The following is a 20,072-nucleotide window of genomic DNA, read 5'->3' on the forward strand; positions in this document are numbered from 1 at the left end:
CTATGAAAATGAATAAAGGAGCGCTAATTGTGGCGCTTCTGTTGGTGTCGCACGTCTGCCATGCAGCCGTTACGCCAGCAGCCAGCCGTTTTGATCCCCGTAATCAGATTGTCAGTTATAACCCGCAAAACACGACAGTCATAAACAGTGCGGTTGGCTATACAACCACACTGGTATTTGACGAGGATGAAACGGTCATCAGTGCCAGAACCGGCTTTCCCCAGGGCTGGGAAGTGAACAAAGAAGATAACCTGGTGTATCTCGAAGTGAAGCCCGTCAAACAGACCGTACAGAAGAACAGTACCGATGACAATGGCAACCAGTCTTCAGAGGTGGTCAGTGTAGCCCTTGATCCTGAAAACGACCTGGAACGCTGGCGAACAAACCTGTTTGTTCGCACAACAAAACGTAATTACAGCATGGAGCTGAACGCCCGAACGTTCCGGCAGCCGGATAAGATCGCGTTTGTTGTTAATTACCAGTACCCGCAGGAACGCCGGAAGGAGCAAGCCGAAATCGAGAAGAAACGGATTGAGGCTCTTAACAAGCGGCAGGAGGAGCAGGCAATCAACCGTTCTCTTGAAAATGCGAAGTCGCCCAAGAACTGGGATTACTGGAAGCGGGTAGCTGACGGCAGCCAGTCAATCAGCCCGGATTATGCGTATGACGATGGCCGCTATACCTGGTTTGGCTTCAGCCCCCTGAAGAAAATCCCCAGCGTCTTTGTTATGAGCGGCGAACAGGAAACGCTGACTAACCCGGTAGTCAAAAACAGCGGTAGTTTCACCGTTGTTGGTGTTCCTGTAGACCAGCGCTTTGTTTTGCGTATGGGAAATCAGGTTGTTGGGGTTGAAAACCGGGGCTTTGGCAAAGTCCGTCTTCCGGCAGGAGATACCGTTTCCCCGAACGTTGAGAAAGAGGTGATCCAGTGAGCGAACAGGAAAATAAAATCCCGACCGCTGTAGAAATTGAACAGGCACTACGGGAACGGCATCAGAAAGAAATTGAGCAAAACGATAAAACGGATAAGGGAGATGAAGATGACGGTAAATCAGTAAAACGCCTGGGTATCGAGAAGCTTAAAAAATCGCGTAAGGGGCTGGTGATTATTGTGGCCGCTTTCCTTCTGCTGGCCGCCGGGGTGTCTGTCTACTATATCCCGTCGATTATTCGTGCAATGTCCAGCGGTGATGATAAGCCTGCCAGTAATGCGGTATCTACTGGTTCAGTAAAACGCGCGACAGGACTCAGCGATGATGTTGATCCATTCAACACCAGGGAAGAACCGGCTAAGACGGAAGAACGGAAGGAAAGCAGCGGCAAAGCGGAAACGCCACCGGAAAAAGTACAACAAAACTTCAGTCGTGCGCTGGATGTGGCCTATGGGGGGAGCAGCTCTGCTTCCTCAAATTCCGGTGGTAGCTCATCAACGGCCAGCAATACCAGGAACGAGGGGGACGGCAGTGACAAACAGGCAGAGGTTCAGCCTGTTAATGCAGGGCAACCCGCGCAGCTTTCTAAAATTACGCGCGTTCCTTATGACCCTAACCTTTTCATTCCTGAAAATACCGCGATTAAGTGCTCGCTGGACAGACGATTTATTTCTGATCTGGCTGGCAAGCTGGTCTGTACGATTAATGAGGACGTATACAGTGCAAACAGGAATGTAAAGCTAATTGAAAAGGGAACAGCCGCATATCTGATGTATAAAACGGGCACGTTCAATCATGGTCAGGGAGCCGTGTTTATCGCTGCTACGAAGCTTAGAACACGTAAGGAACCTTTCATTGATATTCCGCTGATTGATACACAGGCGGCGGGAGCGCTGGGTGAGGCCGGGGCTTCAGGCTGGATTGACACACATTTTGCAGATCGCTTTATGGGCGCGATGATGGTTGGCATGATCCCCGATGTGGCACAGGCCGCAAGTGGAGCGGCTAAAAGTAATAAAGACAATCAGACCGACTATACAGCTAACAGTCGCCAGGCTTTTGCTGATATAGCACGCGAAGCGTTTGCAAACAGCGTAAATATCCCTCCAACGCTTTATAAAAACCAGGGGGAAATCATTACTCTGATCGTTGGTCAGGATTTGGATTTCTCCAGCATCTACAAATTAAAAATGGTGGGTACCCGGAGGTAATTTGATAACGCTGGATATCAAAGAGTTTTCAATGCTGTTAGGAATAAGGGAAAGCGAAATATACCATCATATTCGTAAGGGCATACCAATAAATGGCGTTCCTTTCCCCAAACCACTGAAACAAATCAAAACGCATCGATTTAATTACGAAGAAGTCATGCGTTTTATTGAAGATCTTAAAGGAAAAGGTGAATTATGAAGGATGCAGAGAACAGACATATTGTTTATGAAATAATAGATGAATACTTCCACCACTGGCTTAATGAAGTCGATGGTTTAACTGAAATCGCGGTAAATCGGCCTGATGAACTGTTTGTTAAAGTGAGTGGGAAATGGCAGCAGCATGAATTAAAAATGGATTTTAAAGATTGTATGTCATTTGCAGGGGCAATTTCTGATTATCATGATGGTGGGTCGGTTACGCCAGAATATCCCTTACGTTCTGTTACGCTCCCCGGAGGGGAGCGTGTACAAATAGTTATTCCCCCGGCAACGGAACGGGAAACGGTGTCTATTACAATCCGTAAGCCGTCCAGTGTGTTTATCGACCATGATACCTTTGTTAAACAAGGGTTTTACTCAAGGCTAAATCAAGGGGGGAAATTCAGGGATAAAGAAGATGAATTATCTTCAATGTTTAAAGATAATTGTTTTGAACAATTTGTCCCTGAATGCCTGGTTAAGGGTAAAACGATGGTATTTTGTGCCGGAACGGGGGCGGGTAAAACCACCTTTGCAAATGCCTGTCTTCAGTACATACCCCATCATTTACGATGTATTTCAATTGAAGATACAGATGAAGCAAAGTTCAGGTTCCACAAAAATCATGTGAAATTGTATTACCCGTCAGAAGGGGAAAGTAGCACTGTCAGTTCCGCTTCTCTTTTACGTTCTGGTTTTCGTATGAACCCGGACAGAATCCTCATGACTGAGGTTCGCGGCGCGGAAGCCTGGGATTTTCTCAAAGGCTCAAGTTCCGGCCATGCAGGGAACCTTACAACCGTCCATGAGAGCACCCCTGAAGATGCTGTGCTTGGACTGGTTCAACGGTGCTATATGAACCCTGAATGTCAGAATTTGCCTTATAACATTATATTGCGGAGGGTGTTAAGCAACGTCGATGTGATTATGAGTATTAAGTACATCGATGAGGAAGATAACCGATTTGCATCGGGTATTTACTATCGTGATATTCATTTTCAGGAATACTTTGAAAAGCTGAAGGAGTGATTATGTCTCTGAAACTACCCGATAAAGGCCAGTGGGCTTTTATCGGTCTGGTTATGTGTCTTGTGACGTATTATACTGGCTCAGTTGCTGTTTACTTCCTGAACGGAAAAACGCCGCTTTATATATGGAAGAATTTTGATTCCATGCTGCTGTGGCGGATAATAACAGAGAGTAATATACGGACAGATATCAGGTTAACCGCAATCCCCTCTCTTTTATCAGGTATGGTTTCGTCTCTCATTGTGCCTGTTTTTATTATCTGGCAACTGAATAAAACGGATGTTGCTCTTTATGGTGACGCGAAGTTTGCCAGTGATAATGATTTAAGAAAATCGAAACTTCTGAAATGGGAGAAAGAAAACGATACTGATATTCTTGTAGGTGCATATAAAGGTAAATACCTGTGGTATACCGCACCAGATTTTGTATCACTTGGCGCAGGAACCCGCGCAGGTAAAGGGGCTGCAATAGGTATTCCAAACCTGCTGGTCAGGAAACATTCCCTGATTGCATTAGATCCAAAACAGGAACTGTGGAAAATCACCAGTAAGGTACGTGAAAAACTGCTGGGTAATAAGGTCTATCTTCTTGACCCTTTCAACAGTAAAACGCATCAGTTTAACCCGCTTTTCTATATTGATTTAAAAGAAGAGAGCGGGGCTAAAGACCTGCTGAAGCTGATTGAGATCCTGTTCCCGTCTTACGGTCTGACCGGAGCGGAAGCACACTTTAATAACCTCGCGGGGCAGTACTGGACGGGGCTGGCAAAATTGCTTCATTTCTTTATTAACTACGACCCCTCCTGGCTTGGTGAGTTCGGGCTTAAACCTGTTTTCTCAATTGGTTCTGTAGTCGATTTGTACAGCAACATCGACCGGGAGCTGATACTCAGTAAGCGAGAAGACCTGGAGGGAACAAAAGGACTTGATGAAAACGCGCTGTATCATCTGCGCGATGCCCTGACCAAAATCAGGGAGTATCACGAAACCGAAGACGAACAACGTTCGAGTATTGATGGTTCGTTTCGTAAGAAAATGAGTCTGTTTTATCTTCCGACTGTTCGCAAATGTACAGACGGCAATGATTTCGACCTTCGCCAGTTGCGCCGGGAAGATATCACTGTTTATGTTGGCGTTAATGCTGAAGATATGTCCCTGGCCTATGACTTCCTCAACCTGTTCTTTAACTTCGTTGTGGAAGTCACGTTACGAGAAAACCCTGACTTTGACCCGACACTGAAACATGACTGTCTGATGTTCCTGGATGAGTTTCCGTCTATTGGTTACATGCCAATCATTAAAAAAGGTTCGGGTTATATTGCCGGGTTTAAACTCAAACTTCTGACGATTTACCAGAATATCAGTCAGCTTAATGAAATCTATGGTGTTGAAGGTGCCAAAACGCTGATGAGTGCGCATCCCTGCCGGATTATCTACGCTGTCAGTGAAGAAGATGACGCTAAAAAGATTTCGGAAAAGCTGGGCTATATCACCACCAAATCGACAGGTTCAAGCAAGACAAGCGGACGCTCAACGTCGAAAAGCAGTTCAGAAAGTGAGGCGCAGCGCGCCCTTGTGCTCCCGCAGGAGCTGGGAACGCTGGATTTTAAAGAAGAATTTATCATTCTTAAAGGTGAAAACCCGGTTAAAGCTGAGAAAGCCCTCTACTTCCTCGACCCGTATTTTATGGACAGGCTGATGATGGTAAGCCCCAAACTTACCGAGTTAACCGCCTCTCTGAATAAGACTAAAAAAGTATTGGGTGTTAAAGGGCTTAAATATCCTTCTAAAGAAAAAATGCTCTCCGTCGGTGAGCTGGAGTCAGAGGTTTTACTATGAAAAAAATGTTAATGGTCAGTGTCCTTTTTCTCTCTGCCTGTTCCTCTCCGCCTGAACCACCACAGGTTGACTGGGAACAGAATCCTGAAACGGTGAATACACAATTAATGGACTGGCAACCGACATACTCAGTTATTAAATCAGACAAGGTTAATTCATCGTGGGTTAAGGTTATCCATAATTTCAGGCCTGAAAACCGCCTTTACGATGATGCTGTTTTTTATTCTGTTGCACATTCTGATTCAGTGATTGTTGAAACCAGTAACGGAACAGACTTTTTCACAGCTAAAAACTGGTTGAGGGCGAACGGTGCAAACGGTGTCATACAGTATCGTTATAAAATGAACTGTTTTTCTTGCCGGACTACCAGTGTTTATTTATCACGATAACGCCGGATTAATAAAATTCTTGTAATTTTATTGAGCCGGGGTTGAACAACCGCAGGGCGTTAGTTGCCCGTTATCCATGAGGTGTATATGAAAAAGACCGTAACCACGGCAGTGCTGCTTTGTGCGTTCGCTGCCGGAACTGCTCATGCTGAGGAAAAGGCCGACCCGAACGATCCATGTGCAATGGTGTTATGCCTTGCCGGAAAACTTGACGGAAGTAGTCCGGCAGAATGTGACCCGATGTATAAAAGTTTTATGTCAATCAGGAAAAAGAATAAACATGGTTTTTTACCCGATCACACGGCAGATGCCAGAAAGAAAAAACTAAATGAATGTCCTGCGGCTGATGCAGGTACAGTAAGTAAAATTATTTCAAGCTTTGGCCGATTGAAAAACTTTTAATTCTGTTTGATTTAATTCTGATGTGAATACGCAAGTTTCAGGTTTGAGACTGGAACTTGCGAACATTTTTTACAGGGGTGGGAGGATGAAAATTATTAACGTACCTGATGCAAGAAGTGTGAGAATTGCCGGAATTGAAATTATCGATAGTGTCAAATCGGTCGCTTCTGTTTTTACTGAAATTTTGTTGTTTATGGTCTGGTTTCCGGCAATTGTCTATGGGCTTTATCGTTTTGTTATCGTTTTGTGGGATGCTTCCTTAAAGCCGCAATCGCTCATTGAGTTTATTAATTTCATGGTTGAGTTATACAGCTATGTACTTCCTTCGTTGGCTGTTATCGCAGTGGCTTTAGTCGTCGTTTTATCCATTTTTAAAAGACTCTCAGCAATATGGGAGGGAAGAAAGCAATGAGACATTTTTTTAATGTTCTTTCCTTTGCTGTTGCCCTGTTGCCAGCTACATTGTGTGCTGCTCAGATTCAGGGGAAAGTTATTCGCGTTCTCGATGGAGATACCATCGAAGTTAAAACACTACCCGCGAAAATTGTTGTGTATGAAGTTCCGATTCGAGTCCGATTGATAAATATCGATGCACCGGAAAAAAAACAACCCTTTGGTCGCTGGTCAACCAATCAACTTAAAGCCCTGCTGGCAGGGCAATCAGTTACCGTCTCTTATACGCAAACAGATCGCTACGGGCGAGTCCTGGGACGAGTGGTGACAGCGAACGGCACTGAGGCTAACCGCCAGCAAGTGCTAAAAGGGGCTGCATGGGTTTATGACAGGTACAACACCGATAACTCATTACCGGCTCTGCAACGGGAAGCTCAGACACAGAAGCGCGGCCTGTGGGCTGACAGTAATCCCGTTCCTCCGTGGGAGTGGCGTCATAAACAAAACTGACGCGCTTCGCTTGTCCAACCCCTCCTCTGCCTGAAGAAAATCTTCAGGCAACGTCACGGTTTTTAATATACATGGTGCGCATATGGGTAAATTAACTCTGGTAGAGCAGGCTTTACGGCTCCATAAAGAATATTACGGTGAAGATAATTTTGGTACTGTCGTAAAGGATTGTGATTACTATCCTAAAGTGGCAGAGATTTTTATAAACAGAAAGAATCGTAAAATTTATTCGAATCTTGATATCGAACCCGTTGCTTCAACCGTCGTTCATACGGGAAGTAGCCCTGTTATGGCTAAAGCCGGGAGGATTAAAAAGCTTATGTTTAAAGATGGTTCGGGAGCATACCGGATTCATCTTGGTCAAAATGAAGTGGTTCATATTATTCGCTTCATTCTTAACTCTAAAGTCAGAATGGAGTACGCAGTTGGCACAACCAAAAGTATGTCGATGCTTCATAATCTTTGCGAAGCTGGACGCGCTAAATTAAACCGCTCTTTACCCCGTAAAGGTATCTGGAAAATCGGGTGTTACGACGGCGTTTATTATCACGGTAAGGCAAGGAAGGAAGAAATAGAAAACGCTTTACGTTTTTCTGTTCATCCAAAGTTTAATGAGCTGGAGAATGACTTTAATCAGTTCTTTTCGGATATTGATTTCTACACCCGTTATGGTCAGTCAGGAATGCGAAAAGTGCTTTTTACTGGTCCTCCGGGCACAGGGAAAACGACTATCGCAAAAGCTTTGGGGGCAAAATATCAGGATAAATATGTATTTGTTTATGCTGATGATTACTTTAAAGATGTTTGCTATGCCGCAGCTCAAAAGAAAATACCCGTTATCATAATAGCTGAAGAGGTTGATGAACTTTATCGGGCTGATGCCGGAACGTTAAGTTTTCTTGATGGGGCTGATACACCGCGAAATCTTGCCGGGACATATGTTATTTTTTCAACGAACTATCCTAACCGGATTGATCCGCGCATCAGAAAACGCCCTGGCAGAATTGACAGAATCATATCTGTAGGTGCTTTTCGGACTAAAGCCGCTGCCGCTTGTGCCAAAATGTACTTACCAGACGATATAAATATTGACCTTAAAGAACTTGGCGCGGTGCTGGACAGAACGACTCCTGCTGAAATAAAGGAGATAATAAATATTGCTATTGGCATGATTCGCGGAACAAAAAACGAATTAACAGTAGATGTAATCAAGAATGCGCGTGCCTTTTTGAAAGGAACCCTTGACCTTAGTGTGCAGGAGGCAGAAGAAGACATAGAGGAAAGGGAAGAAATCTTTAAAAAGAATGGTGCGCAGCCTGACTATTCAAGTTACCTTGAGGATTGATTAATGAGACTTTTTATTGCAGAAAAACCGTCTTTAGCAAAGGCTATTTTTGAAGGACTGGGCGGAAATCCCAATACAGAAAAGAAAAACGGCTATTTTGAACACGGTTCTGATGTCGTTACCTGGTGTTATGGTCATATGCTGGAGCTTTACGACCCACAGGATTATGACGACAAATATTCCAACTGGCGTTATAGTGATTTACCCATTAAAGCGGTTTATCCGCCAAAATATAAAATCAAGCCTGAATCAGAAGCACAGACCCGCATTATTTTGTCTCTTATCGATAAAGCCGACAGCATCGTTCATTCAGGCGACCCCGATGATGAAGGATGTTTGCTGGTTGATGAGATTCTGGGTTATGCCGGAAACAAGAAACCCGTCCAGCGACTGCTTGTTGCCGACCTCAACCTTGCGCCAGTGCAAAAATCACTGTCGAATTTACAACCTAACGATAAATTTCGCGGTATGACGTTAAGCGCCCTGGCGCGTTCCCTGTGCGATCAGGGTTTTGGCTATAACATGACGCGGGGATGTACATTAAAAGGCCGTGAGAAGGGCTATGACGGCGTTCTGAACGTTGGCCGGGTACAAAGTGCCGTTCTTGGTCTGGTGAACATGCGCACGCTGGCGAACCAGAATCACACAGAAAGCTTTTATTACGATGTATTCGCCAGTCTGTCGATGAACGGGCATCAGATTAAGGCGAAATATCAGACAACAGACGACGATCAGATAGACGAGAAAAAACGCCTGATCTCCGAAGCTCAGGCCGCGCATATTGCCGGACGTGTTACGGGTAAGGATGCTATTGTTACTATCGCGACGACAAAGCCGGAAAATAGCAAGCCTCCGCTTCCGCTTAACCTTTCCACGCTTCAGCAGCTCTGCGCAAAGCGATTTGGTTATTCTGCAAAAGATACGCTCGATGTGATGCAGGGGCTGTATGAAACTCACAAGCTTCTGACCTATCCACGTTCTGACAATCGCTATCTTTCAGATGAGCATTATTACCAGGCCGGAGATATTGCCACTGCTATAGCGGCCACCGTACCCGAACTGGCGTCTGCGATCGTAGATATGGATAAAGGCCAGAAACACAAAGCCTTTAATGCCAGTAAGATTGAGGCGCACCACGCCATCATCCCGACGACAAAAAGCGGAGCCGGTATTCAGCTTAATGAAAAAGAGCGGAACGTTTATAACCTGGTGTCCGTCTACTTTATCGGGCTGTTCTACCCGGATGCGATCCGCAACAAGACGAAAATCCACTTTGATATTAAGGGGGATACCTTTACGGCCACACAGAGCGTTCTGGTACAAAAGGGCTGGGAAGCGCTGGGTAAGGATAGTGATGACGAGGACGAAACCGAAGATGCCGGAACGGACGGTTTTGACCTTTCATTGCTGAAATTTAATGACAGCGGCCTGTGTGAATCGGCAGACGTGGACAAGAAAAAGACTACACCACCTCGCTATTTCACAGAGTCAACGTTACTGGCCGCCATGACGAGTGCGGCAAAATTCATTGATGATCCGGCTCTCAGAAAGGCGCTGGAAGCGAAAGACGAGGGCAGCAGTGATCGTGGCAGTATCGGAACGGAAGCCACCCGCGCGGGTATTCTTGAGAAACTGGCGGCAAATACCGGGCTTATCTCCATCGAAAAAGAAAAGGGGTATTCGGAGCTGGTATGGAAAACCACAAAACAAGGCCAGGAGTTTTGCGCTGCACTGCCTCCTGAAATCACTAAACCGGATATCTCCGCTCTGTGGGCTGAAAAGCAGTCTCAGATCAAAGCCGGAGAGCTGACAGTTGAGGAGTTTATTAAGGAAAATGATGAGTACGTCCAGGGGTTAATCGACGAGCTGGACAGGAACGGAATTTCGATTTCTTCAAATGCCACGCCCTGCCCGGTTTGTAACAACGGTTTCCTGCGTAAGCGTAAGGGGCAAAATGGCTTTTTCTGGGGATGCTCCTGCTACCCTGAATGCAAGACAACATTCCCGGACAAAGACGGCAAACCGGATATGGAAGCAAAATCCAGATCAGAAGGTTCCATGTCCCGGCTCGAAGCCCCCTGCCCTTCATGCAGTAAAGAAATTATTATCCGGCCTAAAGGCTTTTTCTGTTCCGGGTGCGAGTTTAAAATCTGGTCTGAAGTGTCAGGAAAAAAACTGACACAAAATCAGGTTGAGACATTAATCAAAAAAGGTAAAACCGGAGAGATTAAAGGCTTTACCAGTAATAAAACCGGGAAAAAGTTTGACGCTGCAATTGTTTTGCAGGATAAAACTACGGGTAAACTTGGGTTTCAGTTCAGTAAAAAATAAGGATTAACTCGATGAGTGAAAATGAAACGTTTGACGCAACAAAAAAGCTACTCCTGAATATTCGCTCTGTTCGTGTTTTTGCGCGAGAAACCAGCTTTGAACAACTGCTGGAAATGCAGGAAAAGCTTAACGCCGTGATCGAAGAACGTCGTGAAGAAGCAGAGCGTGAGGCAGCAGAACGCGCAGAGCGCGAAAGAAAGCGCCAGGAACTGCTCCAGTTGATTGCCGGAGAAGGTTTTTCACCGGAAGAACTGCTTGGCCTGTCCGAAGATGCGCAAAAAACACGCAAAAAGACGTTGCCAAAAGCGCCGCCTAAATATCAGTTTGATGAAAACGGCGAAACGAAATACTGGTCTGGTCGTGGCCGGACACCAAAACCAATCGACGAAGCGTTAAAAGCTGGCCGTTCTCTTGATGAGTTTCTCATCAAAAAAGATGCTTCCAGCACTGCTGGTGACGAACAGTAATCTAACAAGCCTCTGACACTGCGTCAGAGGCTTTTTTTTAGCAAAAAGGGCGCGGGGGGTTATGGTGAAGAAATCTTTGGATATCTTCGCGGGGATAAGGGAAGTAGTCTCTGATATCTTTGGTTTCTAACTTACCAGTGCAGTGATACGTCTGAAAATAGATCCACTCTGCTATTGTTTTGTAGATGTGATTTCCCATGTTCGCGCTTTGAGAACCATACTGCATGACTTGTGCATCCAGGTCATTACACATCTCCGGCGGAGTGAGTACATGATATGTCCTGCATAACAGCGGGCGGTAATTGTAGATTGAGCATGTTCCCTTCTCAGACAAAAACGGACATTTTGACTCATGCCCGGTCGTAAGCGGGTTGTCTCTGGCAGTAAGTTTACTTGCTTGTGCAATATGTGTTGCCTCAAGCGCGGTTAAATGAACATCCATTTTACAGCACGAAGAGCACCCCTTTTGACAGGAGGTAAACGTGCTCACAAATTCTTTGTTAAAACGATCCAAAAAGGCGTACATCTGTTTTAACTTGAGGTAAATATTACCGGATTGAGTATTGAGTTTATTTATGAGTGCCTTTAACTCATCGAAATACTTATCAGGTACGGGTTTCAGATTGGTATAGCCGGGTAATGTTTCGCCTGGCTCCAGGTGGATCACTGAGTTAGGTTTGATATCCATTGCTTTTGCTTCCTATATTCTTCTCGCGCTGGTTGTTCATTTGACACTAAAACAAGCGTCATACAATGGCAAGGTGTCAAGCCCAGCAGTAAATCACGCTTGCCAGCAAACCAGTTTCCTGCAGCCGGTTTGGCCGTTGATTTTTGCCAGCAATATTACCCGCTCGATGCCCGCCCTGGGCGTGAAATTGCCAGCAAAAAAGATTGCCGCTATCAAAGGTGTGGTTTATATTATCTGTATCGTACGATACAGATAATGGAGAAGCTTAATAGATGACTGAAAAAATCACTGACGAGGAACTGGTAGATTTGTTGGAGGCGCTCAAAAGAGCACATGGTATGGGCGTTTGTTCAAAGGCGGTTAAGCTGGCACAGCGTTGCGCTGATGTGTTCCCTGCTATTGTTGCAGAGTTACAGGAATATCGGAACGCCGCTAAGCGAACTTCAGCATGACAAGAGCCACGGAACGCGCTTACAGCGAGCTACAACAGGCGTTTGATTTCTATAACCAGCGCCTTTTTGACGGCGAACTCCCTGACTGTCTGATTACGTTCCAGCGCGGCAAGAACACAATGGGCTATTTCAGTTACAGGCGCTTTGTTGCTGCTGACGGCAGCGGCAGGATGATTGATGAAATCGCCCTCAATCCTGAATACTTCCCGGTGTACCCGCTTATTGAAGTCATGCAAACGCTGGTTCATGAGCAGTGCCATATGTGGCAGTACCACTACGGCAACCCGTCGCGTAAGACGTACCACAATGCGCAGTGGGCGGCAAAAATGGAAAGTATCGGACTTATGCCCTCCTCCACCGGGAGACCTGGTGGTGCGAAAGTCGGCCAGAAGATTAATGACTATCCGATCCCTGGTGGCCGCTTCCAGCGCGTCACACTGGAACTGTTCCAGGGGCAATTTGCTTTGAGCTGGTTTGATCGCTTCCCTGTCCAGGTCGAACAACAAAAAGATATGACCGCCGTAATAGAGCAATGGCGCGAAACGCTTGCTCTGGCGCATCAAAATGCTGAGGCCGGGATTGATATAGAAGCGGTGCTTTCTATGGCTCTGCTGCCGTCAGTGTCACCGCAGAACGGGAGCCATTCAGATGATATGGCCGGGAGCAATGACAATGATTTGTCAGTTGCAGCATTTGAGGACAAGCCAAAACGAAATAAAGTTAAATATCAGTGTCGCGGGTGTGGCGCTGCCGTGTGGGGCAAAGCCGGACTGAATATTGAATGCGGCGATTGCGAGCTGGCTTTCATCGAAAATTAATTGCCAGCAAATTTTCCCGGTCACATCTGTTGGCCAGTGTTTTTTGCCAGCAAAGTTTCTTCCCGGGTTCGCGCCGGCAGCGCAAAAATGACAGCAAAAGAGGGGTATCATGGGGCATTACACAATCAGAACGAATGACGACGAAGATCAGGCCATTAAAAAGGCGCAGGAAGCGACCGGACAGGCATCAGCCAGCAAAACCTTTATGACGGCTATCCTTGAGCTTCAGCGTAACAGAGACGAGATGGCGCAGCTACGGCGTGAACTGGCGCAGGAAAAAGCGCGGAGTCAGGAGCTGGTATCATCGGTAAAACAATTCCGTTCCAGCCTGAACAATCTGTTTGATCTGGCTGACAACCCTTAAATAACAAGGAGCGAAACGTGCATACCACAAATGCGATTATCCTGTGCCTGGTGTCATATCCCTGCATCGTTGCATGGGTTATCTATAAAAACAGATTTGTCGATTACTTGTTTTTAACTCTGCTTGCTTGTTTGGGGAGCATTTTTTCAGTCGTATTGTATAAACAGCCCGACTACTCATTGACCATATATCAGGCCGTTGCTGTCGGCTATGCTGCCGTGATCATGCCAACGGTGTTAGTTTTGAGTGTCGTTAATATCTTCATGGGAAAAGCAGAGAGAACGTGCAAATGAATACACTGGCTGCACTGGAAAATACGTTTCGTGATATGAGAAAGCATGGCTGCCAAACAGTCATGGTCACGCAGTCTTTAGCTGATTTTGGCCGCTACAGCTATAAACCGCGCCCTGCATTTCAGGACTGGATCGAACGGCTGAAGACTGGCGAACGTCTGCCGCGAGGCCGTTACTTTGTTGGCAAGAAGCCTGGTGGCCGCCTGGTGCTCATTGATGAATTGGGGGGAACATGGACAGAAAAAGTAACAGTGATTCATACCAACGCTGGATGATAGAGAAGGCTGACAAAAGGGAAAGGACGCAAATCAGTATGTCGTTCGTAAAGATGAAGGACGTACTTTTTAACGTGCTGGCTATCGGTACTGTTTTAGCAGCCCTGGTGGTGATCTTTTATGAAGTGCAAAGCAGCTTATAAATTGATGGCCGTTGACAATGAATGTCATACTACCTGACCGGGCAATGCCGGAAGATTTCTTTCACGGGTGATGGTTTGTGATCCCGGCATTGTTCCGGCGCTCTCTCGTAAATTCTCGCGCCCAATCCCCCTCGCAAAACCTCAGAATTCACGTAACGCACCGCGATTTCGGCAACCATCAACCCTAACGTCCTTATGTTGTTGGGTTTGCCGCAGAACAATTTATTCATTTAAAATAGATTTAAACGAAGCGGGAAACCGCAGACGTAAAAAAACCGACTGGTGAGGTCGGCTTTTTTACGGTTCCGGTGCGAGCTGGTAACTCAGCCCGGAAGGGAAACTCTCTACAACTGACAATAGTATGATAATCCGTGAAGCCTGATTATGCAATATGACGGGCAGTGACTGTGCGTTAACGGTTTGCCTGAACGTTAGATAAACGTATAATCAGAGGGTTAGCTCTGTGGTGAGTCTCTCCCTGCATTCCGCTAAATGCGGCATGAACAGGTTCAAAGTCCTGACAGGTAATACAGGTGGTGCTGGTTATCTGTGCTCTGGCAGGAGTGAGACTCTCTACAACTGACAAGACGAAGAGAAGCCGTGGTGACAGGCAGTGTAAGAGCAAGCCACGGTGTCTTTACTCCATTTATGGAGAAAACGGATGATTAACCTGTTAATCATCGTTCTGAGGGCGGTAGCGGCGCTTGCAAACGCGCTGATTGCCATTCTGGAACTGATCCGCCAGTTCATCGACTAATGAACACGGAAACGTAATTAAGGCCGGAGGAACACCACCTCCGGCCTTTAATAAAAATATAGTTTAGTTACAACATTCACTAGTCTGTACTAACCACCACACACCTGACCTTCTGCGCACAAGTTACCTTTAATCACTCCTAAACAGGCATTTCATGAAACTCCCCTGTTCTTGCATCGGTAACAGGGGTCTGACGCTCAGTGGAACGAAAACTCACGTTAAGCAACGTTTTCTGCCTCTGACGCCTCTTTTAATGGTCTCAGATGTCCTTTGGTCACCAGTTCTGCCAGCGTGAAGGAATAATGGCCGAGCATATTGATATGTCCGTGGCAAAGCGGGGAGAGGCGTGCGATATCTTCATCATTCAGTGTTTCACCCTGCGCCCGGAGATGATCCAGGGCTGCCTGCATATAAATAGTGTTCCATAACACGACGGCGTTAGTGACCAGCCCCAGTGTGCCCAGTTGATCTTCCTGACCGTCGGTATATCGTTTTCTTATCTCACCTTTTTGACCGTGACAGATGGCTCTGGCAACGGCATGGCGACTTTCTCCCCGATTAAGCTGGGTCAGAATGCGCCGGCGGTAATCTTCATCATCAATATAATTAAGCAGATACAGCGTTTTGTTGATGCGCCCCACTTCAATGATTGCCTGAGTCAGTCCGGAAGGACGTTCACTTTTCAGCAATGAACGGACCAGCACTGAAACCTGTACTTTGCCCAGCTTCAGGGAGCCAGCGGTCCGGATCATTTCGTCCCACTGAGGGGTTCTAGGGATTTTCCGTCCAAAAACGACAAAGTGCTCTGGAGGCCCCGCCGTCTGTGGCCTCCAGAGGGGTATTACTTTTTTCGAGATCCCTATTTGGGCTCTGTTTGAGTAAGATTTAGTCTTTTTGGGCTAAATCCATGGCATTCGAAGAACGTGTCCAAATCTTGTCCGAGGCAGAACAAGATGAGTTATATGGACCCCCCGCTTTCACCTCCGCCGACCAACGCTTCTTTTTCTCGCTGAACGATAAGGAACTGGCGATCGCTAAAAGCCTCCGTCATCGGGGCCAGCGTTACATGCTGGTGGTACTGCTGGGCTATTTCAAAGCCAAGCCGGTGGTGCTGAATCCCGGCTTTCATCAGATCAAGCAGGACCTCAAATACGTTTATCAAACCGTTCTACCAGGCCCAGGCTGTAGACCCTTTAATCTCACGCCAAAAGAGAACGAACGGATTTACCAACGTGTTTTCCAGCTCTGCAACTACCAGCGCTGGAATGTCAAAGACCATGGAGCGGCGTTGAGAGATTACTTATCCCAGCAAGCCAGAGCCTGGACAGCGCCTAGGCACCTCTTCGATGCGGCCAATGAATATTGTTCGGGGCAGAAGATCGCAATCCCTGCCTACAGCACGCTGCAAAAGATCATCAGTCAGGTGGTGGGAGACGAACAGGAACACATGGCCGCGCACCTTGAGCGTGCAATGTCACGCGGTCTTAAGCAAGCACTGGCGGAGCTCGTGAACGGCACAGGTCCACTGCCGTTCCGACAGTTGCGACAATCGGCTCGTAACTTCACCGGAACCGAGTTGGAGAAAGAACTGATTGTCTATCGCCATATCCAGCATTGGATGCCGGAAGTGGATCTGCTGTTGAGCACGCTATCACTGTCGCAGAAAAATCTGCAACACCTGGCAGAGAAAGTCGACTACTACGGTGCCAAACTGAAACGTCAAACCGTAGGCAGCCAATGGCTGTATTTATTGTGCTATCTTCAAACGCGATGGCAGCAAGCGCTGGAACGTATTGCCGATGGCTTTGTGCATCATGTCAGACAGACCAAACAGAAGGCAAAGGATTATGCGCAGGAAGCGGTGTTTAAGGATTGGCAAAAAGCAGCTAAAAATGTCAGCAAGGCAGCTGAAGTACTGCACCTGTTCATTGATGACAGCATTGATCTGCAACTACCGTTTGCAACAGTAAGACAGCAAGCACTGAGCCTGCTGACCAAAAGGGATCTGGAATCTGTATGTCTCTTCCTGAACGAGCAGCGACGATCGGTCGATGAAGCCATGTGGCAGTACTGCGACGAGAAAGAAAGTCTGCGGAAAGGTTTGCTGCGAGAGTTGTTCCTATGTCTGCGCTTCGAAGGCTGCGACGGCACCCAGCACTTAGCGGCCGCCTTGGCGAAAACACAAAACGAACTCAACGGCCAGGACGCTCAGTTGCAAACTGCCGACACCAGACTCCTTTCCAAAAAATCACGTGAATTCCTGCTGGATGGTGAAGGGAATATCCTGATCGATCGTTATGAGTGGTTCCTCTATCAACAGATTCCTGATCGCCTGAATGGCCAGCTGACGCTGCCTGATATCACTAAATACCGGGCACTCGACGCCGACCTGATCGACGGGGAACATTGGCGAAAAAACAAATATACGCTGCTTCAACAGAGCCATTTTACAAAATTAGCGGAGGAGCCTGAAAAGCTGATCAAACAGATGGCCATGGAATTGGATACCCGTTTGTACGAAGTCGGCGAATATCTTGAACAGGAAGACAACCGGAATATCATCTTGCGTAATCCGCAGGGTAAACGCTTCTGGCGCCTGCCTTCGGCCAGCAAACATCATCTGGTCAACAATCCCTTCTTCCAGCAAATTCCCACAACGGGGATTGCGGATGTACTGCGCATGGTTGATCGTGACACCGGTTTCATTGACTGCTTCGCTCATGTGCTGGGTTCCCAATCCAGAAGCCGTTCCCATGAATATGACCTGTTGGCAATTCTGGTCGGCAATGCAACCAATCAAGGCATTTACGGCATGGCACAGATCTCTGATCGTACCTATGATCAGCTCAGCACTATCCAGGCGAACTATCTTCGCCTGGAAACATTGAATGCTGCTAACGACAACATCAATAACGCGACAGCCAAGCTACCCATCTTCCGGTACTACAACATCCAGGAAGATGTGATCCACGCCAGTGCCGATGGTCAAAAGTTCGAAGCCCGGCGCGAGACCTTCAAAACCCGTTATTCGTCGAAGTACTTTGGCACTCAAAAAGGTGTTTCTGCCATGACCTTGATCGCCAATCACGCTGCGATCAACGCCAGAGTGATCGGCGCCAACGAACATGAATCGCACTACATCTTTGATTTGTTGATGAGCAATACGTCAGACATCATTCCGGATGTGCTCTCAACCGATACCCATGGGGTGAACCATGTGAACTTCGCGTTACTGGATCTGTTCGGATACCAGTTTGCCCCACGCTATGCCCAGGTTGGCAAAGTGATCAATGACATGTTTGATGTCAAGGAAGACAAAGAACACCGAATTCAGCTGTGCTTAAAAAAGCCAATCAATACCCATCGTATTGCGCAGCACTGGGATACCATCCAACGGATTGCAGTATCACTTAAGCAGCGGAAAACAACGCAAGCCACCTTGGTGAGAAAGCTCTCGGAGTACAAGCGCAATCACCCGCTGCTGGAAGCCCTGACGGAATACAATCGCCTGGTGAAAGCGAATTATCTACTGTGCTACATCGATGATGCCAGTTTAAGAAACTATGTTCAGCGCGCGCTGAACCGGGGAGAGGCCTATCACCAACTGCGTCGGGCCGTGAGCAGCGTCAATGGGGATCAGTTCCGGGGCAGTTCAGACGAAGAAATCCAGCTATGGAATGAGTGCGCTCGCCTGGTCACCAATGCCATCGTTTACTTCAACTCCAGGATACTCAGCCAGCTGTTGACCAGCTTCGAATACCAAGGAGATACCAAGAGAATAGATATCGTCAAACAGGCATCCCCTGTGGCCTGGCACAACATTAACCTCAAGGGGACTTACCACTTCGAATTGAGCGAAAAATTGCCAGATCTGGAGGAGCTTATGCGCTCAATCGAGGGATATTTACCCGTCAGCGAAAAGTAATACCCCTCTGGAGGCCACGGACGGCGCGGCCTCCAGAGCACTTTGTCGTTTTTGGACGGAAAATCCCTAGAACCCCATTATCTAAAAATACTTAATTGTCTTTTAACGTCGCTAAATTTTAAATAAATAAGTGAAGAGTGTTAGTGGAGCCACTGATTTAAAGTTGGCAGAGTAAAACTTGAAGTGCGACATAAACCACCTAATTAATTTAAAGGGTTTATGGAGTATATAAAATTGTCATACCATCATCTTAACTTTGAAGATCGTACTGCATTAATGCTTGAGTCAAGAAAAGAAGGCTTTTCAGCCAGAAAATTTGCTGAACTCATTAAAAGACATCCTAGTACGATCTATCGTGAGCTTAAAAGAAATAGCATCAATGACGTTTATCAAGCTCGATATGCTTCTGATAACACCTTCGCTAGACGTAGACGTGGTCACAGAAAACTCAAAATCGATTCAATCCTCTGGAAATTTATTGTTGAAGCGATCCGTTGTTTATGGTCTCCTCAGCAAATAGCAAAGCGTTTAAAGACATTTCCTGATTTGGATCAAACAATGAATGTAAGCCATACAACGATTTATTCAACGATACGAGCATTACCAAAGGGTGAGTTGAAAAAAGACTTATTATCCTGTCTACGTCATGAAAATAAAAAGCGAAAAGCTAACGGTGAACCTAAAAAAGATTCTATATTACAGGATATTAAAACTATTCATGAGCGCCCAGCCGAAGTTCAAGAAAGAAAAATACCGGGTCATTGGGAAGCTGATTTAATTAAAGGTAAAGACAATAAAAGTTCGATAGCAACACTTATTGAACGAAATACACGGCTCTGTATCTTGGCAACATTACCTGATGCAAAGGCAGAATCAGTGCGCAAGGCTTTAACTGAAGCTCTGAAATATTTACCTGCAGAACTGCGTAAAACGTTGACCTATGACCGTGGACGTGAGATGTCAGAACATAAAATACTCGAAGAAGATTTAGGCATAGATGTATATTTCTGTGACCCACATTCACCCTGGCAAAAAGGCACATGCGAAAATATGAATGGTTTAATTAGGCAATATTTACCTAAAGGGATTGATTTAAATCAGGCAGATCAGCATTATTTAAATCAAGTTGCCATGTCACTGAATACTCGTCCTAGAAAGGCGTTAGATTGGCTTACACCATTAGGGAAGGTGCGAATAAGCGGGGAAATTCTTCTCGGCTGACTCAGTCATTTCATTTCTTCATGTTTGAGCCGATTTTTTCTCCCGTAAATGCCTTGAATCAGCCTATTTAGACCGTTTCTTCGCCATT

At 46.3% G+C, this 20,072-nt stretch carries 22 protein-coding genes and 1 pseudogene; 21 read left to right on the top strand and 2 right to left on the bottom strand.

Going from position 1 to position 20,072, the window contains the following annotated elements:
- The first annotated feature begins 2 nt into the window (after positions 1-2).
- From ACOTXC_RS21350 to ACOTXC_RS21405, 12 genes are all read left to right on the top strand, one after another.
- A complete protein-coding gene (locus tag ACOTXC_RS21350) occupies positions 3-932 on the top strand; it encodes a TrbG/VirB9 family P-type conjugative transfer protein (protein WP_000783386.1) in 930 nt (309 codons plus the stop codon).
- The gene (virB10, locus tag ACOTXC_RS21355) at positions 929-2,143 is read left to right on the top strand and encodes a VirB10/TraB/TrbI family type IV secretion system protein (protein WP_001295060.1); all 1,215 of its coding nucleotides are present in this window, start codon (positions 929-931) and stop codon (positions 2,141-2,143) included. Before ACOTXC_RS21350 ends, virB10 begins: the two co-directional genes overlap by 4 nt.
- A 1-nt stretch (position 2,144) precedes the next feature.
- Entirely contained in the window at positions 2,145-2,342 is a 198-nt protein-coding gene (locus ACOTXC_RS21360) for a DNA-binding protein (RefSeq protein ID WP_000629109.1), read from the top strand.
- Positions 2,339-3,373: a P-type DNA transfer ATPase VirB11 gene (gene virB11 / locus ACOTXC_RS21365; protein WP_000650512.1), complete on the top strand. Its 1,035-nt coding sequence runs from the start codon at positions 2,339-2,341 to the stop codon at positions 3,371-3,373. The genes ACOTXC_RS21360 and virB11 overlap by 4 nt, the downstream gene beginning before the upstream one ends.
- Positions 3,374-3,375: 2 nt before the next feature.
- The gene (locus ACOTXC_RS21370) at positions 3,376-5,211 is read left to right on the top strand and encodes a type IV secretory system conjugative DNA transfer family protein (RefSeq protein WP_000053822.1); all 1,836 of its coding nucleotides are present in this window, start codon (positions 3,376-3,378) and stop codon (positions 5,209-5,211) included.
- Entirely contained in the window at positions 5,208-5,600 is a 393-nt protein-coding gene (locus tag ACOTXC_RS21375; protein WP_000738524.1) for a cag pathogenicity island Cag12 family protein, read from the top strand. The genes ACOTXC_RS21370 and ACOTXC_RS21375 overlap by 4 nt, the downstream gene beginning before the upstream one ends.
- Positions 5,601-5,687: 87 nt before the next feature.
- On the top strand, positions 5,688-6,002 hold the full coding sequence (locus ACOTXC_RS21380; protein ID WP_000754496.1) for a TrbM/KikA/MpfK family conjugal transfer protein: 315 nt from the start codon (positions 5,688-5,690) through the stop codon (positions 6,000-6,002).
- An 85-nt stretch (positions 6,003-6,087) separates the two neighbouring features.
- The gene (locus ACOTXC_RS21385) at positions 6,088-6,414 is read left to right on the top strand and encodes a hypothetical protein (protein ID WP_004208538.1); all 327 of its coding nucleotides are present in this window, start codon (positions 6,088-6,090) and stop codon (positions 6,412-6,414) included.
- Positions 6,411-6,905 (top strand): thermonuclease family protein, encoded by a 495-nt coding sequence (locus ACOTXC_RS21390; RefSeq protein WP_001215543.1) that lies wholly within the window; start codon positions 6,411-6,413, stop codon positions 6,903-6,905. The genes ACOTXC_RS21385 and ACOTXC_RS21390 overlap by 4 nt, the downstream gene beginning before the upstream one ends.
- An 82-nt stretch (positions 6,906-6,987) precedes the next feature.
- The gene (locus tag ACOTXC_RS21395) at positions 6,988-8,250 is read left to right on the top strand and encodes an AAA family ATPase (protein WP_000517490.1); all 1,263 of its coding nucleotides are present in this window, start codon (positions 6,988-6,990) and stop codon (positions 8,248-8,250) included.
- 3 nt (positions 8,251-8,253) lie between these two features.
- Positions 8,254-10,581, top strand: coding sequence for a type IA DNA topoisomerase (gene topB, locus ACOTXC_RS21400; RefSeq protein WP_004199098.1), 2,328 nt, complete (start codon positions 8,254-8,256; stop codon positions 10,579-10,581).
- A gap of 11 nt (positions 10,582-10,592) precedes the next feature.
- Positions 10,593-11,048, top strand: coding sequence for an H-NS family nucleoid-associated regulatory protein (locus tag ACOTXC_RS21405; protein ID WP_001293458.1), 456 nt, complete (start codon positions 10,593-10,595; stop codon positions 11,046-11,048).
- A 37-nt stretch (positions 11,049-11,085) separates the two neighbouring features.
- Here ACOTXC_RS21405 and ACOTXC_RS21410 read toward each other — a convergent pair whose 3' ends face one another.
- On the bottom strand, positions 11,086-11,736 hold the full coding sequence (locus ACOTXC_RS21410) for a YkgJ family cysteine cluster protein (RefSeq protein WP_000351937.1): 651 nt from the start codon (positions 11,734-11,736) through the stop codon (positions 11,086-11,088).
- On the opposite strand from ACOTXC_RS21410, the gene ACOTXC_RS21415 reads away from it, so the two are divergent.
- From ACOTXC_RS21415 to dqlB, 7 genes are all read left to right on the top strand, one after another.
- Positions 11,726-11,992 (top strand): hypothetical protein, encoded by a 267-nt coding sequence (locus ACOTXC_RS21415; protein WP_032072053.1) that lies wholly within the window; start codon positions 11,726-11,728, stop codon positions 11,990-11,992. The genes ACOTXC_RS21410 and ACOTXC_RS21415 overlap by 11 nt on opposite strands.
- 16 nt (positions 11,993-12,008) lie before the next feature.
- Positions 12,009-12,188: a hypothetical protein gene (locus tag ACOTXC_RS21420; protein WP_023408316.1), complete on the top strand. Its 180-nt coding sequence runs from the start codon at positions 12,009-12,011 to the stop codon at positions 12,186-12,188.
- Positions 12,185-13,006 carry a SprT-like domain-containing protein gene (locus ACOTXC_RS21425; protein ID WP_000196235.1) on the top strand — a complete coding sequence of 274 codons (822 nt, stop codon included), beginning with the start codon at positions 12,185-12,187 and terminating at the stop codon, positions 13,004-13,006. Before ACOTXC_RS21420 ends, ACOTXC_RS21425 begins: the two co-directional genes overlap by 4 nt.
- A 109-nt stretch (positions 13,007-13,115) precedes the next feature.
- Positions 13,116-13,370 (top strand): hypothetical protein, encoded by a 255-nt coding sequence (locus ACOTXC_RS21430; RefSeq protein ID WP_000510385.1) that lies wholly within the window; start codon positions 13,116-13,118, stop codon positions 13,368-13,370.
- Positions 13,371-13,387: 17 nt separating this feature from the next.
- Positions 13,388-13,663, top strand: a complete 276-nt coding sequence (locus tag ACOTXC_RS21435) for a hypothetical protein (RefSeq protein ID WP_000557557.1) — start codon at positions 13,388-13,390, stop codon at positions 13,661-13,663.
- Positions 13,660-13,938 (top strand): hypothetical protein, encoded by a 279-nt coding sequence (locus tag ACOTXC_RS21440; protein WP_001093608.1) that lies wholly within the window; start codon positions 13,660-13,662, stop codon positions 13,936-13,938. The genes ACOTXC_RS21435 and ACOTXC_RS21440 overlap by 4 nt, the downstream gene beginning before the upstream one ends.
- 804 nt (positions 13,939-14,742) lie before the next feature.
- Entirely contained in the window at positions 14,743-14,838 is a 96-nt protein-coding gene (gene dqlB, locus ACOTXC_RS21445; protein ID WP_000609145.1) for a DinQ-like type I toxin DqlB, read from the top strand.
- A 251-nt stretch (positions 14,839-15,089) separates the two neighbouring features.
- On the opposite strand, the pseudogene ACOTXC_RS21450 reads toward dqlB, so the two are convergent.
- Positions 15,090-15,602: pseudogene (locus tag ACOTXC_RS21450) on the bottom strand (Tn3 family transposase); the annotation flags it as partial.
- A gap of 143 nt (positions 15,603-15,745) precedes the next feature.
- Between ACOTXC_RS21450 and ACOTXC_RS21455 the strand changes: the two are divergent.
- Positions 15,746-18,763 (top strand): Tn3-like element IS3000 family transposase, encoded by a 3,018-nt coding sequence (locus ACOTXC_RS21455; RefSeq protein WP_004199413.1) that lies wholly within the window; start codon positions 15,746-15,748, stop codon positions 18,761-18,763.
- A gap of 219 nt (positions 18,764-18,982) precedes the next feature.
- Complete coding sequence (locus ACOTXC_RS21460; RefSeq protein ID WP_023408311.1) at positions 18,983-19,984, top strand: IS30 family transposase; 1,002 nt, start codon at positions 18,983-18,985, stop codon at positions 19,982-19,984.
- Positions 19,985-20,072 lie beyond the last annotated feature (88 nt).

The organism is Enterobacter cloacae complex sp. IR5428 (genome assembly GCF_049238585.1).
GTDB classification, from domain to species: Bacteria; Pseudomonadota; Gammaproteobacteria; order Enterobacterales; family Enterobacteriaceae; genus Enterobacter; species Enterobacter intestinihominis.